The organism is Cysteiniphilum sp. 19S12-1 (assembly GCF_052030685.1).
In the GTDB taxonomy this organism is placed as follows: domain Bacteria; phylum Pseudomonadota; class Gammaproteobacteria; order Francisellales; family Francisellaceae; genus Caedibacter.
In genome coordinates this window covers 36906-53157 of record NZ_JBQAJM010000002.1, presented here as the reverse complement: position 1 = coordinate 53157, position 16252 = coordinate 36906, and the positions used below count along the sequence as shown (strand labels likewise).

13 protein-coding genes are annotated in these 16252 nt (G+C 39.3%); 7 read left to right on the top strand and 6 right to left on the bottom strand.

What is annotated here, in order from left to right:
• Positions 1-2 precede the first annotated feature (2 nt).
• Both ACTS4L_RS00990 and iglH read left to right on the top strand, forming a co-directional pair.
• Entirely contained in the window at positions 3-3188 is a 3186-nt protein-coding gene (locus ACTS4L_RS00990) for a DUF4280 domain-containing protein (protein ID WP_440651610.1), read from the top strand.
• Positions 3189-3193: 5 nt separating this feature from the next.
• The gene (gene iglH, locus ACTS4L_RS00985; protein ID WP_440616016.1) at positions 3194-4666 is read left to right on the top strand and encodes a type VI secretion system baseplate subunit TssF/IglH; all 1473 of its coding nucleotides are present in this window, start codon (positions 3194-3196) and stop codon (positions 4664-4666) included.
• 143 nt (positions 4667-4809) lie between these two features.
• On the opposite strand, the gene aroC is transcribed toward iglH, so the two are convergent.
• The 5 genes from aroC to ACTS4L_RS00960 form a co-directional block, all read right to left on the bottom strand.
• On the bottom strand, positions 4810-5871 hold the full coding sequence (gene aroC / locus ACTS4L_RS00980; RefSeq protein ID WP_440616015.1) for a chorismate synthase: 1062 nt from the start codon (positions 5869-5871) through the stop codon (positions 4810-4812).
• The gene (prmB, locus tag ACTS4L_RS00975) at positions 5861-6820 is read right to left on the bottom strand and encodes a 50S ribosomal protein L3 N(5)-glutamine methyltransferase (RefSeq protein ID WP_440616014.1); all 960 of its coding nucleotides are present in this window, start codon (positions 6818-6820) and stop codon (positions 5861-5863) included. Before prmB ends, aroC begins: the two co-directional genes overlap by 11 nt.
• 29 nt (positions 6821-6849) lie before the next feature.
• Complete coding sequence (gene cysS, locus ACTS4L_RS00970) at positions 6850-8238, bottom strand: cysteine--tRNA ligase (RefSeq protein ID WP_440616032.1); 1389 nt, start codon at positions 8236-8238, stop codon at positions 6850-6852.
• 91 nt (positions 8239-8329) lie between these two features.
• The gene (tgt, locus tag ACTS4L_RS00965) at positions 8330-9448 is read right to left on the bottom strand and encodes a tRNA guanosine(34) transglycosylase Tgt (RefSeq protein WP_440616013.1); all 1119 of its coding nucleotides are present in this window, start codon (positions 9446-9448) and stop codon (positions 8330-8332) included.
• A 75-nt stretch (positions 9449-9523) separates the two neighbouring features.
• Positions 9524-9874, bottom strand: coding sequence for an ArsC/Spx/MgsR family protein (locus ACTS4L_RS00960; protein WP_440616012.1), 351 nt, complete (start codon positions 9872-9874; stop codon positions 9524-9526).
• 247 nt (positions 9875-10121) lie between these two features.
• Here ACTS4L_RS00960 and lexA point away from each other — a divergent pair, with 247 nt between their 5' ends.
• The 5 genes from lexA to dsbD all read left to right on the top strand — a co-directional run bounded on the left by lexA (position 10122) and on the right by dsbD (position 14586).
• Positions 10122-10739: a transcriptional repressor LexA gene (lexA, locus tag ACTS4L_RS00955; RefSeq protein WP_440616011.1), complete on the top strand. Its 618-nt coding sequence runs from the start codon at positions 10122-10124 to the stop codon at positions 10737-10739.
• A 178-nt stretch (positions 10740-10917) separates the two neighbouring features.
• Positions 10918-11064: a hypothetical protein gene (locus tag ACTS4L_RS00950; RefSeq protein WP_440616010.1), complete on the top strand. Its 147-nt coding sequence runs from the start codon at positions 10918-10920 to the stop codon at positions 11062-11064.
• Between the two features lie 13 nt (positions 11065-11077).
• Positions 11078-12556, top strand: a complete 1479-nt coding sequence (xseA, locus tag ACTS4L_RS00945; RefSeq protein WP_440616009.1) for an exodeoxyribonuclease VII large subunit — start codon at positions 11078-11080, stop codon at positions 12554-12556.
• Positions 12546-12755, top strand: coding sequence for an exodeoxyribonuclease VII small subunit (xseB, locus tag ACTS4L_RS00940; protein WP_440616007.1), 210 nt, complete (start codon positions 12546-12548; stop codon positions 12753-12755). Before xseA ends, xseB begins: the two co-directional genes overlap by 11 nt.
• Positions 12733-14586 carry a protein-disulfide reductase DsbD gene (gene dsbD / locus ACTS4L_RS00935; protein WP_440616006.1) on the top strand — a complete coding sequence of 618 codons (1854 nt, stop codon included), beginning with the start codon at positions 12733-12735 and terminating at the stop codon, positions 14584-14586. The genes xseB and dsbD overlap by 23 nt, the downstream gene beginning before the upstream one ends.
• Here the strand turns inward: dsbD and ACTS4L_RS00930 are convergent.
• A complete protein-coding gene (locus ACTS4L_RS00930; protein WP_440616005.1) occupies positions 14560-16116 on the bottom strand; it encodes an AAA family ATPase in 1557 nt (518 codons plus the stop codon). The genes dsbD and ACTS4L_RS00930 overlap by 27 nt on opposite strands.
• Positions 16117-16252 lie beyond the last annotated feature (136 nt).

Genomic DNA, 16252 nt, shown 5'->3' with positions numbered 1-16252 from the left:
TTATGGCAAATGAATTGGCATATTTTCAAAAGTTTATTGACAACTTATCAGTCTATAATGAAAGTGAGATACAAGGCTTAACACAAAAAAGTAGTGTTTTGCAGCGTAACTTAAGTTCATTGAAGCAATATGCTAGTCCTGATTATAAAGCCAGTGGTCTTGAGAATGTTCATCTGGATCAAACACAGAAATTAATTGCGGATTTGACTTCTAGATCAACCCAAGCACCAGATGCACCAAATATACAAAGTTTAAAAGCAGCAAGTGATGCATTAACCGATGCAAGATCCGGTGGTGATATGTCAAAAGTTGCTAAAATATCCGAGAGCTTAAGCCTGCAAGTGAGCCATTTTCAGCAAAGTGAAAAGAAAGCTCTATTAACACGGCAATCACAGCGAATTAATGTTGACCCTCAAACCATGACACCAAGCAGTGAATATATCAATACCTTGAGTGATCAGCTAAAGAAAAGCCAAGCACAAGCATTGGCAATAAACGCTACTAATGTAGCAAACGATAATAGTCAAAAGACAAGTTTGCTGCAGATCCATAAAAATATTCTCGGCTTAAATTCAGAAAGTAGTGTTGAAGATATTAATAATCAGACAAAGGCGTATGCTCATTATCAAGAGAATCTATCAAAAGAATTAAGTGATTTGAGTAATGGGAATAAAGGTAATAAAGGAAAAGATGCAGTAAGTGAGATTGCAAAAAAGCAAACCTTAGCTGATTTTATGGGGTATCCCAATGCTTCTTTTGATGCTAAGACTGCAAATGCAGCGGCTTTACCCACGACCGATCAGTTAATGATGAAAAACACAGATTTTTTGCAGCAAACAGGACAAATAAAACTACCTGAGCATGACGCTGAAATGGTTAAATCGATCGTCAGTTATCATGAAGAAGTTGCCAAGGCGCAAAATGTGCAACTAGGGGATCCTAATACGGCATCAGCACATGTCCAAGAGCTGACAAGCAGTACGCAAGATACACAAAAGCAACAAGCACTGAATAAACTAAATGGGCAAATGCAAAGTTGGTCGATGTTTGTGGTGCCTGCTGGTTTACCACTTGTAGCTGAAAATGTCAGTAAAAAGGCGCGGATGTTAGGCGATGCGCAATCAACAGCATCCAAACAAAGTCAGACAACAGAAAATCGCAAGATGGAGGTTGTTGCCGGTGAGGGTGTAGTGATGGTGTTAAATGATCATGGTACATCGCATTTTATTGGCAGTGATCTACAAATGGCTAAGCAGGCGCGTTTCGAGCAAGCATTTGCAAGTATGCCATCACAGCAAGTGACACGCTTGCAAAGTGATTATTTGACGAGTGTTGCTAAAGTGACGCCGAGTTTGCTCATTGCTCAATCACAGGTAAGCACATCACCATTATCAAAATTAACCAATGCGAATGCCGCAGTTGTGACAGAATTCTCGGGATTAAAAACAAGTGCGTTGGCATGGCAAGGAGATCCTAGTAGCGATGAGCTTTCAGCAAACTATCAAACACATTTACAAAGTGCAACAGCGGCATTAGATCAATTTAAGCAACAAATACCAACGGCTTTGGCATTCCAATCACAACTTGCTGCAAAGGCTAATGCACTACATGATTCACTCTGTCCATGCGTGCCTGATGTGAGTTTTAATGCACAAGAGATGCTACCAAAAATGACTGAGCTACAAAGCGCATTAGATCATTTGCCTAAACTCCCGCAATTACCTCAAGGAGAAAGCTTAGATAGTAGCGCTATTGTTGGACCGTATACGGCAAGTTTAAATGCAATGTTGGCTGAAAGTAATGCGTCATTGGCATTGCAGGCAAGTATCAATGCGGAAATGATGAAGCTTAAAAATCTATCACAAAATCTACCTAAAACGCCTACGGCGAATATGCAAGTGGCCAGTTGTTTGTGCGATGAGGTGTTGGATGCTTTTAGTCAGTTAAAATCGCTTATTGGCAAGATCAGTTTACCTAGTGTCAATACGTCAAGCTTGGCGTCATTGCCTGATCTGGCAAGCTTTTTGCAAGGCATAGATCTTAATACAATGTCATTGCCTGATGTGTTAAGTTTGCTTAAGCAAATTCAAATGGAACTTGATGCATTATGTCAAAATTTAGCAAATGCGATGAGCTTTTCGATGCCTCCTTTGATGGGGGTGCCAAACTTACCTTCGTTGTCCGTTGATTTATTATCTCCTTTGCAAGACCTACAAAATTGCTTGTCAATGTTGTTAAATAAGGAGGTACCATTGCCTATCGGTGTCTCTATGGCGAGTGTGGCTAACCTTAATGATGTGTTGGTGCCAGTGCTTAATTATCAAAATCAGTTTATGGCATTGGATCAACAAAATTTTATCAATGCCATGGGGAACCAATCGCTACCTAACATGCAAGCTTTGTTAAGTGGTGCGATACCTAGTATGTCAGCATCCGGTGTTCCTAGTGTTAATGATTTAATTCCTGAAACACCTAAGCTATTGAATCAGCTACAAAGTTGTGAGAATTTAACGCATATTGAAGATGAAATTAATGAGATTAATAATGCTTTAGCTTCAGCGGCAGGCGAGATTGGCTCACATGCGCAAAAGTCAAAAAATGCAGCCAAAGCGTTAGATGAAATGCAAGCAAAGACGATGCAGATGCAAAATGTGATTGCGACTCAGCAGCGTAATACTCAAAGCACGCAAACAGCAAAACAGGTAGCTGAGCAAGCTGAACTTGAGGTTACTTTAGCAAATTTAAATAACTCGTTGAGTAATACAGCCGTATTAAGTGGTCAAACGGCAAGTGCATTAAGTGCCAGTAGCGGCTCACCACAAGCAACAATGGTCACGTGTACAAGCTCGCAAATGTTATGCACCTTTGGTTTGGGTCCTAGTATGTATAGTACCTTGCGTGCAACCGTATTGATTAATAACAAACCGGCAGCTAATATCACCGATGCCGCGCCTATGGTAAATATTTTGCCGATGCCAAGTTGCACAGCAGTGACGAATCCGGCATGGAACCCATTAAAACCGATTTCGCCGTGCATTCCAGCAGGACAGTTTATCCCAACAAATATTATGACGATGGTGCAAGGTTCTCCCATTAATACGATGAATAATAAAGCAATGTGCACGACAGCAGTTGGCGGGGTTGTTAGTTTTATCAATCCATCACAAATGACAACAATGACAGGGTGAAGGGTATGAATTTTCTTGATGAAAAAATGACTTTTGTTAGTAAAAGCTATGATTTATCCGATGATCATTATCAGGTGTTGACCCATTTGTTTGATGCATTAGGTAAGGATATTCAGAGCAACTTGGTGGCACAACTTAGAAGTGAGCGAGATTATCGCTTATCACGCTATAACCAAAATCTGCTAATGCAATTGCCTAAGCATATGCTCATCGCTGTTAAGTCAAAGATTAAAAAAGCTTGCTTAAGCCTTGAGCCAAAAGAGCGTTTTGATGTTTATGATATTCAAGCAAAAAAACAGTTTCATTATAGCAATTTAAGCGAAGTTAATTTGACGTGTTTTAAGGTTGATCATGTCGATTTAACAACGACCTCGACGCAAGTTTCATTACAAACTGATGCCCCAACAGAGCTTAATCACAATGTCTTTGATTTGTGGGTCAATCCTTTGTTATGGAAACAAGCCGAGTTTAAACTGTGTCAATTAAAAGAAATGCTCCTTAAAGACAACAAAATTAAAGTGCGTGTGATTTATGATGATGGTACGCAAAAGGAGGTCTTAGCGACGGTTTACAATAGCGATGCATACACGCTAGGGTTAAATGACAAAACGCGTCTAGATTTATTGTCACCTGAGTTTTCTTTGAAATTAAGTATCGAACTGTCGCAGATTCCGGTGACTGAAACGACTGCCAAAGTCAAAGAAATGATGTTGATATTTCCTATGGGGATATATGATAGAGCGGATTTTTTTGAACTCATTAGCCAGAAAGATCGATTGTTTATTACTAATATTATTCCGCTATTTAATTTGTTTGAAGCCTATTCAACGTCACAAAAAATTGATCAACGCTATGATAAAATCCCTTTGCTGCACCCTGAGGATCCCGATGCTCGCGCTTGTTATGTTCATCAAGTATGGGTTAATAACCAGCCGTATAGAGATTATTATAATCATACGGTCAGTGAATATGTTTTTCATAAGCATGTCGGTAAACTTAGCTATTCTCCTAAAGATATTAACGAGGCATTAGATATTGAGAAAAGAATTTTTGCCAAAGTGGAATGGACACAAAAAGCTGAACATGGCAGTTTGATCAAGGTGAGCACCAATAGCTTTACCACTCAAAGTGCACATTTTGAGTTGATCGCTTTAAAGTCTGAACTTAGATTAAATAGTTTTCGTCATATTGATCGTGTGGTGCAGGTCTTTAGAGCTTTCTCCGATTTGGATATTCGCAATAATGATGGGTTTTTGTTGGCATTAAAATTCCTGTATGGCGAGGAAAATGCAGAAAGATATCAATTTTTTAAATCAGTGATTAAAGCAGTTCATTATGATCACGTGAGCAATGTACTTGTGATTGAGGCAGCTTATCCACATTATTACGCTTATGTGCGATATGTGGCTAATGTTGTGACGCGATTTTTCTATATCAATTCCCCGCAAGTGGTCGAAGTGAAGGTGCTTGTAAAGTGATTCATAGTAATGAATCAATAATAAGTTGCATCAGCTAGTACCTCTTCCCTTGTGGGATTGCTCGTGCAGCTTAAGCTGCGCAGGTGAGGGGTATAATTGAAGCTTAACTTAATTGCATAAGCGGTATAAATGTCTAATGTTAATTACAAATTCTGCGCTTTATGTTGCAAATAGTGATCAACAAGGACAAGTGCCAACATTGCCTCAGCAATGGGCACACCGCGAATGCCAACACACGGGTCATGACGCCCCTTGGTAATGACTTGACATTGATCGCCATGAATATCAATTGAGCGACCAGGTACCAAAATGCTTGAAGTAGGTTTAAAGGCAATACTCGCCAAGATCTCTTGTCCTGAGGAGATCCCGCCTAAAATACCACCTGAATGATTGCTTAAAAAACCTTTGCCTTTAATGTATTCGTCGCGATGCTCGCTACCTTTTTGGCTAACCACATCAAAACCATCACCAATAGATACCGCTTTAACGGCATTAATACTCATCAATGCTTTGGCAATGTCGGCATCCAAACGATCAAATACCGGTTCCCCTAATCCAACAGGGATATTACGTGCCACAACATTGACCTTGGCACCAATAGAATCCCCTTGTTTACGAATTGACTGCATCAACTCCTCGAGCTGCGGGATCTTATTTGGATCTGCACAGAAAAAAGGATTTTGCTCAATAAAGTTTTGATCTTTTAGCTCAAGTTCAATATCACCAATTTGTGAAACATAGCCAAATATTTCACTATTAAACTGCTCTTTTAATAGCTTCTTAGCAATCGCGCCTGCGGCGACACGCATGGCTGTCTCTCTGGCGGAAGACCGTCCACCACCACGATAATCACGAATGCCATATTTATGAAAGTAGGTGAAATCAGCATGTCCTGGTCGAAACTGATCTTTGATCTCACCATAGTCTTTGGATTTCTGATCTGTATTTTCAATGATTAAACCAATTGGTGTACCGGTTGTTTTGCCTTCAAAGACACCAGATAAAATCTTCACTTGATCAGGCTCACGTCGCTGTGTGGTAAACTTTGACTGCCCAGGTTTACGTCTATCTAAATCTACTTGAAGATCTTCCTCACTCAATGGTAGTCCCGGTGGGCAGCCATCAATAATCGCCCCTAACGCCAAACCATGACTCTCACCAAAGGTAGTGACTTTAAAAAGTGTTCCCCATGTATTACCTGGCATCTTGATAATCCTCGGTAAATATTGATCGATAATTCACAAGCTCATCATAGGTTAACAAGAATACCCCATCACCTCCGTCTTCAAAGTTAAGCCATGTGAAAGGCACACTTTGAAAGGCTTCTTGTAAAGCATGTTGGCTATTACCCACTTCAACGATTAAGACACCATCTTCATTAAGATAATCAAGTGCATCGACTAAGATTTTACGTGTAATATCTAGACCATCATCACCTGAACCTAGTGCCAATGCTGGCTCTTTTAAATACTCTTGTGGCATCGATGCTAAATCGTTCATGTCAACATACGGCGGATTAGAGATAATCAAATCAAACTTTTGCCCTGTTAAACTTGCAAATAAATCCGATTGCACGGCAGTGACACGCTGTTCCATATCATGCTGCTTGATATTGCGCTTGGCAACTTCTAGCGCATCTTCTGAGATATCACTTAAGACCACTTCTGCATCAGGGAATACATGTGCTGTAGCAATACCGATACAACCGCTGCCGGTGCATAAGTCCAATACGCGCGCGACATTATGGTGATTAACCCATGGCTCAAACTCATTGCGAATCAGCTCACCAATAGGGGAGCGCGGCACAATCACTCGTTGATCAACATAGAACTTCATTCCTGCAAACCATGCTGTTTTTGTCAAATATGGCAATGGCACACGATCAACTACACGTCGATAAATCCATTTGATGACTTTCTGGCGTTCTACATGCGTTAAACGCGCATCCAAAATACGATGATCAACATCTAATGGTAAGTAAAGTGCCTGCAGCACTAAGTGTACGGCCTCATCCCATGCTGAATCTGTACCATGCCCATAAAAAAGCTCTGCTTCGAGGAAACGAGATGTTGCCCAACGCAAATAATCACGTATTGTATGTAAGTCCTGCGCCAATGCATCAACATTGACGTCCCCTCCAAAAATATCACTCATCTTTTATCCTCACTTATGCTTTATGTGCCTTATGCTCTTTTCCAGATTGTGCCCGTTGCTGAGTCTTCAAGCAATACACCTTGTTCTGCTAGAGTTTGGCGAATCTGATCGGCTTTGGCATAATCTTTATTCTTTTTCGCATCCATGCGCTCAGCAATCATGTGCTCAATGACCTCATCACTTAAGTCATTGGCACCACTATGCTTGAAGTAGCTATCAGGCGAATGTTTCAATATACCTAACACATCGGCAAGCTGTAATAATAGTTTCGCAAAGCCTGACGCTTTTTGTTGATCATTTGTACGGTATTTATTGATCTCCTTAGCAATGGCAAACAATACTGGCAATGCTTCTGGTGTGTTGAAGTCATTATTCATTGCCTGCTTAAAGTCATTAATATACCGATCAGCTTCGGCTAATGCTATTGTGTTTTCAGTGACATCAATACCACGCAATGCCGTGTATAGACGCTCAACAGCGGCTTTTGCCTGATCTAAATTCTCTTTAGAGTAATTGATTTCACTGCGGTATTGTCCTGAAATCAAAAAGAAGCGAACCACTTCAGGATGGTACTCGGCAAGCACCTCTTTAATTGTGAAGAAATTATTCAATGATTTAGACATTTTCTCATCATCGATCTGAACCATGCCAGAATGCAACCAGTAATTGGCAAAGCTGCAGCCATTCGCGGCTTCTGATTGCGCGATTTCATTCTCATGATGTGGGAAACGTAAATCTGAACCTCCTGCATGAATATCAAAATTATCGCCTAATAGATTTTTAGACATTGCCGAGCACTCAATATGCCAACCAGGACGACCTTTCCCCCATGGCGAATCCCAACTTGGCTCACCAGCTTTAGCCGCTTTCCACAACACAAAGTCTAAAGGATTTTCTTTTTGCTCATTACTTTCAATTCGTGCACCAACACGCAAGTGCTCCAAGCTTTGTTTACTTAATTTACCATAGTCTTTGAATGCTTCGACACGATAATAAACATCACCATTGCCTGGGGCATAAGCAAAGCCTTTATCAATGAGGTTTTCGATCATCTGACACATTTCAGGAATCGTTTGCGTAGCTCGTGGATCAAAATCAGGCCGTAGAATATTTAAACGATCTAAATCGTCATACATGCTTTTGATTGTGCGCTCAACGAGTGCATCAGTTGATTCACCGTTTTCATTGGCTCGCTTAATGATTTTATCATCAATATCGGTAATATTGCGTACATAAGTCACATCGTAATTGCAAAAGCGAAAATAACGCACAATAACATCAAAGGCAATTTGCGTGCGTGCATGTCCAATATGACAATCATCATAAACCGTCATGCCACAGACATACATTTTTAATTTTTGTGGGTTAATCGGCTGAAAAAACTCTTTCTTTCCAGATAATGAATTGTATAAATAGATACTCATGAATCTTGCATTGGCATGGTTATAATAAATCTATGTTACCATCGCCTTAGCAAGGTTGAAATACACAATTCACAATTGCGTCATTTTATGCTTTAAGTTCAGGGACTGTTTGACCAATATCGTTATAAAATTCCTGCACAAACTCCTCAAAATGATCTTCATCTAAAGCTGTACGAATGTTTTTCATTAAACGTTGATAATACGTGATATTGTGAATTGTATTTAAACGCGCGCCCAAGCTCTCTTTGGTTTTATCCAAATGATGTAAATAACTTCTTGAGAAATTCTGACAAGTGTAACAATCACAACTCTCATCTAATGGTGCTGTATCTGTTTTATATTGACTGTTGCGAATGCGGATAACACCGCTTTTGACAAACAAATGACCATTTCGAGCATTTCTTGATGGCATCACACAGTCAAACATATCTACACCTCGGCGCACACCTTCAACTAGATCCTGTGGTTTACCAACACCCATTAAATAACGTGGTTTGTCTTCAGGCATTTGATGTGCTGTATGATCTAAAATACGAATCATATCAGGCTTGGGCTCACCAACAGACAAACCGCCAATTGCATAACCATCAAAGCCAATATCCGTTAGTGCTTTTAAGGATTGGTCACGTAGATGCTCATACATTCCACCTTGGATAATCCCAAATAAAGCCGATGGATTATCGCCATGTGCGATTTTGCTTCTTAATGCCCAGCGCATCGACAACTCCATTGATGCCTTTGTTTCAAGCTCTGTTGCCGGATACGGTGTGCATTCATCAAAACACATCACGATATCAGATCCTAGCTCACGCTGAATCTGCATTGATATTTCAGGATCTAAAAATACTTTTGAGCCATCAAGTGGCGAGCGAAAGGTAACCCCTTCCTCAGTAAGCTTTCTAAGAGCGCCTAAGCTAAACACTTGAAAACCACCAGAATCCGTTAATATCGGTCCTTGCCATTGCATAAAATCATGCAAATCACCATGCATTTTGACAATCTCAGTGCCTGGGCGCAACCATAAGTGAAAAGTGTTGCCAAGTAAGATTTCAGCACCCGTGGCTTTAACATCTTCAGGTGACAAAGATTTGACTGCACCATACGTGCCTACTGGCATAAACGCAGGTGTTTGTACCTGACCACGCTCAAATTGCAATGTGCCGCGACGCGCTTTGGCACTCTTTTTTAATAAAGTAAATTTCATGTTATGCGACCACTATCGACAATAAAGGGCTCATAATATACGCTCAGATAAAAAGGGGAAATGTTATTTTAATGATTATTCTAAAATAGCGATCATATCTTCAATGGGGCGCGCAATCGCCGCCTTGGTTTCTGTCTCCAATATTGGGCGCTGCATTAATTTAGGTGTTTTCACTAGAATCTCTGCAATTTCACTATCTGATAGTTCTTCAACATCATTGATATTTAAAGTTTTAAAATCATCATCACTACTGCGAATAAGCATATGTTTGGCAGCGGTCAACTTCTCTAAAATTCGCAATATATCTGTTTGAGATAACGGCGTATTGAGATATTCAATCACTTCGATTTCATAATTATTTTGCGTTAAAAACGCTAATGCCGCACGCGATTTACTGCACCGTGGGTTGTGGTATAGCTTATACATATCAATTATCCAAATGAATTTTCTAATGTTGTTAATACTAATTTTATTTGGCACCGCAAACAACAATTTTTGGGTCTTTTGAATCAATACTCATACTATCATCTAGCTATACAATGGTAAATTTGGCGAAGAAGTACTTATCAACTCTCAGAATTAAACTTAATTTGAACTTATTTGCATATTGCGCTTGATTTTAAACTTTTTTAGAACATAATAAGCGATAGATCAACGGCAATGAGATAAGTTCATGTTAAATAACAAAGAACAGCAGGTTTTAAACATTATCCAAAGTTTTCAGGTTGAAAATGGCTACTCACCAACATTTAGTGATATTGCAGACGCTTTAAATCTCAAATCAAAAGCCACAGTTTCTTACTACATTAAAGCGCTCAAAGAAAAGGGCTATATCCACATCCCTAAAGGTAAGCGCAAGCATATTGAAATTATTGATCAAGCAGATAATGAGCAGCATAACCTTCTTCATTTACCATTGGTCGGTACGATTGCCGCAGGTTTACCATTAGAAGCGTATGAGGTGATAGAAACCATTGATTTATCTGAACTTTTGCATATGCCTGATCGTTATTTATTAAAAATATCGGGCAACTCAATGCAAGACAGTGGCATCTTGGATGGTGATTTAGTGCTGATTCAAAAACAACACATTGCCCGCAATGGTCAAATTGTCGTGGCATTAATCGATGAAAAAGAAGCCACGTTAAAAGAATTTAAAATGCAGGATAATAAAACTGTAACACTTATTCCCCACAATAAAGACCTCCCGCCGATGATCTATCCTGCGCATCGCGTGAGCATTCAAGGTGTTTACTTGGGAATGCGCTTGGATAGGTCATTTTTGCTATAGAAAAAGAGAAGGAGAAAATCATGCTGAAATTTAACAATCAAATCAGTTATACTTTGCAGTTGAGTAAATATGAACAAAAACATTATGAGCAACGCCGCCAAGCGCTCAAGCAGCGTTTGTATCAAAGCGTATAATGTCAACTGAATTAAATTAATATAAAAATAAACTAGGAGGGTTTATGAAACATTCATCTTCATTTGAAAATAATTTGCGGCATACCGAGCTTAAGCTTGAGGCTGAAGAAATGCTAAGTGCCGGTGTACCTTTATCGGTGATTGCTAAAACATTAGACCTAAAAATTAGCGATATTTTAGACTTACAATAGCACAAGACAATGTATGAATTCACCGGCGCTAACCTCTGCTAAAGAAACTCTGAAATTAAGTGATTTTTTAGCGCAAATTAAACAAGTCATTGATGAGCGATTTAAAGGTCATTATGGTTATTGGGTGCGTGGCGAAATCTCGCAATGGCAAAAAAATGCAGGACATTTCTATGGTGAACTGGTTGAGTTTGACGATAACACTCAACAAATAATTGCCAAAGTACGCGTTAATATGTGGGCAAACACGGCAATTAAGATTAATGCTAAATTCCAACGCAGCACAGGTGAGTCGTTAAAGTCAGGATTGAAAGTATTGCTTTTAATCGAGCCGAGCTTTCATCAAGCCTTTGGCTTAAGTCTTAATATTCTTGATATTGATCCAAATTTCACCTTGGGTGATCGCCAAGCGCGCAGACAAGCTATTTTGACTCGATTAGAGCAAGAGGAATTGCGTCATAAAAATCTTAATCTTACGACACCTACTGATTTCACACATGTTGCCGTAATATCAAGCAAGCATGCCGCAGGGCTTCAAGATTTTTTTACTGAAGCGGAACTTTTACATAAGCATCACTTATGCCAATTCGATATCTATCATGCTAGCATGCAGGGTAAAACTTGTGCGACTGATATCACCGTGCAGCTACGTACGATTTACAAAGCGATTAAAGCGCATCAAAAAAACTATGATTGTATCGTTATTATACGTGGCGGAGGTGCTGAATCTGATCTTGATGGCTTTAATTACTTTGAACCAGCAAATGCAATTTGTCATATGCCGATTGCGGTTTTTACAGGCATTGGACATAAGCGTGATCAAACGGTACTTGATGAGCTTGCCAATAAAAGCTTTGATACCCCATCCAAAGTAATCCAATTTATTAAAGAAAATATCCTTACCAAAGCGCAAAATGCACAAAAGCATTTTGACTTCACCATTAGCCAAGCACGACACTGGGTGCAGCACCATCATAAAGACGTTGAATCTAAACACGCTGCAGCACAACAGCTTATAAAAACAACGCTTAATCATCACAAAACCATTTATGCGCACTATTTCCAATTAATTATAAGCTTTTCAAGGGAAACCTTAAGTTATCAAAAACAACTGCATGAGCGCCACTACCATGAGCTAATGCAATTAACACATCGCTATACACGTATTGCACAAAGCAATATCGAATATATTGCAACGCATGTGAATACGTTAACGAAAGCCTTACTGCAAAAGCATACATTTCAAATTAGCCACTGGCATGCCAATACATTCACACAGGCAAAAGCAGCTCTAGAATACGCCAACAACACTATTCAAATACAATATAAGTCAATTTTAAACGCTTCAATTGAGCCAACACTCAAGCGCGGCTTTAGCCTAACGAGTTGTGACGGGAAATATATGACCTCTGCCCAAAGTGCCAAAAGCTGTGATAAACTCACCATTCATTACCACGATGGGCAAATAGCAGCAGAGATTACAAATGACAAATAAAACTAAAACGTATGCCGAAAATTATGCCATTTTAGAAGAGATAAACTACCAGCTTCAGCAGGGACAAAACAATCCCAATATGATTGATGAACTTGCCCCGATGTTGGAGAAAGCATCCAAGAGCTATTTGGTTTGCAAAGAGCGTATTGCTGCTGCTGAGAGGTTTATCGCTGAATTTGAGAATAAAAATAATTTATAAAGCGCCACGTTGCACTTCATTTCCAGCAGCATCGTGCTACCATGACACCATTACTACTTCCCTTGATGAGCTTTCTGTGTTGTTGCGACAATTAAACAGTTTGTTGTTGTTATTGATGTTTGTGCTAATGGGCTTTTCTGGCACGAATAGTTTGCCAGCAAAAAATAATTTCACTGACTTTAACCTCTTTAGTTCGCCTGAACAATCCTTTAGTCAACTAAGCGTTACTGACACCCAGAGCAAAGGTGAAATAGCCTTGTGTTGGCGTATTCCCAAAGGACAGTATCTTTATAAAAACAAAATTAGCATACAGCTGCAGCATGCTGATCAAGCAAAGCTCGGTGAGGTTTACTTCCCTCCGGCAACGACACACCCTGTGTTTGAAAATGAGCCCGTGTATACCAATCAATTATTATTGCGTATCCCGTTGTCAGGTGAAATAACATCTAAAAGTAAGCTCGAGGTTAAATACCAAAGTTGTGATAATAATTTATGCCACTTGCCACAAGTCAAAGAAATCACCATTGATCAAAGTGTATTGCCCTATGAGCAAAATGACTTTAACTGGTTAGGCATTTTAGCACTTCTTGGCATTGGCTTATTACTTGCATTCACACCTTGTGTTTTACCGATGTTGCCAATTATCAGCGCCATCGTTGTCGGTAAAAATCACAGTAAATTTTACAGCTTTCTGTTAGCGCTTTCCTATGTGCTAGGGATGTCCGTAATGTATGCCATTTTAGGTATCATTATTAGTAGCATCGGGCTGTCTTTCCAGATTTTCTTTCAACAAGCTTGGGTGATTATCTTACTTTCTTTATTATTTGTGGTATTAGCGCTATCAATGTTTGGGGCTTTTCAAATTCAACTGCCTCAAGCGCTTAGCGCGCGCCTTGGACAGTCACAACACAATATTAAAACCGGTGGCATATTCGCAAGTTTTCTCATGGGAGCAATTGCAAGCTTAGTATTATCACCTTGCACATCAGCACCTTTAATTGGTGTGTTAACGACCATTGTACAAACAGGCGACATCCTCTACGGTGGAGTAGCACTTTTTGCGCTAGGCTTTGGTATGGGTATACCACTTATGTTTATTGCGCTTGGGCTTAAGCGCTTTGTACCGAAATCGGGCGCATGGATGCAGGAAATTAAAGTCATTTTTGGCTTTGCCATGTTGGCAATGGCAATTTTCCTTATAAGCCGCATTGCTCTATTAGCAACTATTATTTTTAGCCTATATGTTCTATTAATTAGCGCTTATTTTCTCTATCTTGTTTACGCATCTGTTATATCCGAATTTATTCAACAAAAAACCAAACATTTTATCGCGGTAATTATGCTATTTTTGGCGCTGTTAACCGTAGTGGCTAATCACACCCTAAACACCACAAATAGACCAAGTACAGCCTCTACACAAAACGACTTCACTACAGTTTTTAACAACCAAGAGCTCAAGCGACAAGTCGATTTAGCATTAAAAACACATCAATATGTTTTAATTGATTACTTTGCACACTGGTGTGAGAACTGTTTAAAGCTTAAAGCGATTTTGCTATCGCCTGCTATGCAAGAGTACTTTAAGAAAAATAAGATCAAGGTTATTAAGGTGGATGTTTCAGACTATAACGCTAATAGCACAGAGCTGCTTAAAACGGCGAACGTATTAGGTTTACCAACACTTATTTTGCGCAATCAACAAAACAGTGAAATTAAGCGCATTGCTGGGGTAGTTGATATTAATACATTGAAGCAGCAGTTTAATACAGTGCTCTCACAACGGCATATTAAGCCTGCAAATAATTCACGATTGGAACAGCTCAACCTTTAATTCAGCAACGTTGCGTTCTTCAGTATCAAAGCTTATGCCAATAAGGTAGATGGGCTTAGCTAGAGCGAGATATTTTTCGGGATATTTTCTTGATTTGATCTGTTCTATCGCGGTCTTAGCATCACCTAGTTTAGCGAGTTTAAACTCGATAATGATAATTTTGTCATCCATTATTATTGTTAAATCGAGCTTGCCATGATTGGTGACGTCCTCTGGTATTGTGTCATAGCCCAAAGCGCTTAAGAAACTATAGACTATGCTGGCATAAAACCCTTCATATTGATCGATCTGGTTGTTGCGATACCAATCATGTGGAACAGAGGAAAAGTGACTGCTTAAAATCAGTTTTAAGTCGTCAAAACTGCCTTGTTCAAGACTGTTAACTAAACGACCAAGTATAAAATCTTTGTTATCTGTGGTTGTGCCAATATTGGCAAGAGATTCATTTAGGCTTGATTTCACTTCATAATTAGGATAGCCCAAGCGATATGCCATGCGATTGCCGCGTGCTGTTATTTCTTTGATGGTTAAATAACCTGTTTGAAAAAGTAAAGTGGCGATCGGCATATCGTTAATATCAAACTTCGATAACATGGTTTCACTGACAACAAGATCTTCTAAGTTAGGGATAAAGTAACGATTTTGTTGGATCATCTTAACCAAAAAAGCAGGTGTCGCCGTTTCAAACCAATAGCTTTGATAACGATAGCCGCCATCAATGAATAGTAGAATATCAAATGGGTTGTAAACTCTTTGTGTCTTTTCACCAGCAAAGTTATAGCCGTTGTACCACTTCTTAAGATGTATTAAATCAACATTGCCAGCGGTTAAATAGTCTTTAAAAGAGTGTTCTAGCTCAGATTGATTGTAACCGCAAATGTCGGCGTAACGTTGGTCTAGAGTGATATCTTTTAAATTATTGAGTTCACTAAAGATACTGATTTTAGTAAAGCGTGATACGCCGGTTAACATTGCAAATTGAATATTAACATCCTGAGACTTGATCACGCTATAGAAGTTTCTAAGGCGTTGACGCATCGCTTTTGCAATCTCTGTATTGTCGATATTATCAAGTACTGGTTTGTCATATTCATCGACGAGGATAACAACTTTACGGTGATTTTTGGCAAGTTGTTCAATTAAATAAGCAAAGCGACTGCTGATTTCGCTGTAGACGTTCTCTATTTGGTAGCTTTGATAATATTCATCTAAGAAGCGCATGATTTTGGCATCTAACTCTGCTGTTGAGGCAGCATTGCCCTCACCAAAGGTAAAGTGCAGTACAGGGTATTGCACTTGCCAGTCCCAGTGTCTCTCTATAAATAGATCATTAAACAGCTCTTTATTGCCTAGAAAAAGTTGTCTGATGGTGTCGATAAGTAGCGATTTCCCAAAGCGTCGTGGTCGTGATAAGAAGTAATATTTCCCTCTATCTACCAGGTTGTAGATATGTTGCGTCTTGTCGATATAGAGATGGTCATTGCTGATGACTTCTGCAAAACCTGAGATACCAATTGGAAGTTTTTTCATGTGATCTATGCTGGCTTTTTAAAAATTAGAAGCAATCTTAGCCTGTTAATACTATATACTCAAGTCAAACGAACGTGAGCAATAAGGTGAGAAATAATAACGGTTGCTATTTGCCTTGTTTTTTGTGGAGAGTGGT

Coding starts and splice junctions, on each gene's coding strand:
- ACTS4L_RS00990 (WP_440651610.1), top strand. CDS start 3: ATGGCAAATGAATTGGCATATTTTCAAAAGTTTATTGACAACTTATCA.
- iglH (WP_440616016.1), top strand. CDS start 3,194: ATGAATTTTCTTGATGAAAAAATGACTTTTGTTAGTAAAAGCTATGAT.
- aroC (WP_440616015.1), bottom strand. CDS start 5,871: ATGCCAGGTAATACATGGGGAACACTTTTTAAAGTCACTACCTTTGGT.
- prmB (WP_440616014.1), bottom strand. CDS start 6,820: ATGAGTGATATTTTTGGAGGGGACGTCAATGTTGATGCATTGGCGCAG.
- tgt (WP_440616013.1), bottom strand. CDS start 9,448: ATGAAATTTACTTTATTAAAAAAGAGTGCCAAAGCGCGTCGCGGCACA.
- ACTS4L_RS00960 (WP_440616012.1), bottom strand. CDS start 9,874: ATGTATAAGCTATACCACAACCCACGGTGCAGTAAATCGCGTGCGGCA.
- lexA (WP_440616011.1), top strand. CDS start 10,122: ATGTTAAATAACAAAGAACAGCAGGTTTTAAACATTATCCAAAGTTTT.
- ACTS4L_RS00950 (WP_440616010.1), top strand. CDS start 10,918: ATGAAACATTCATCTTCATTTGAAAATAATTTGCGGCATACCGAGCTT.
- xseA (WP_440616009.1), top strand. CDS start 11,078: ATGAATTCACCGGCGCTAACCTCTGCTAAAGAAACTCTGAAATTAAGT.
- xseB (WP_440616007.1), top strand. CDS start 12,546: ATGACAAATAAAACTAAAACGTATGCCGAAAATTATGCCATTTTAGAA.
- ACTS4L_RS00930 (WP_440616005.1), bottom strand. CDS start 16,116: ATGAAAAAACTTCCAATTGGTATCTCAGGTTTTGCAGAAGTCATCAGC.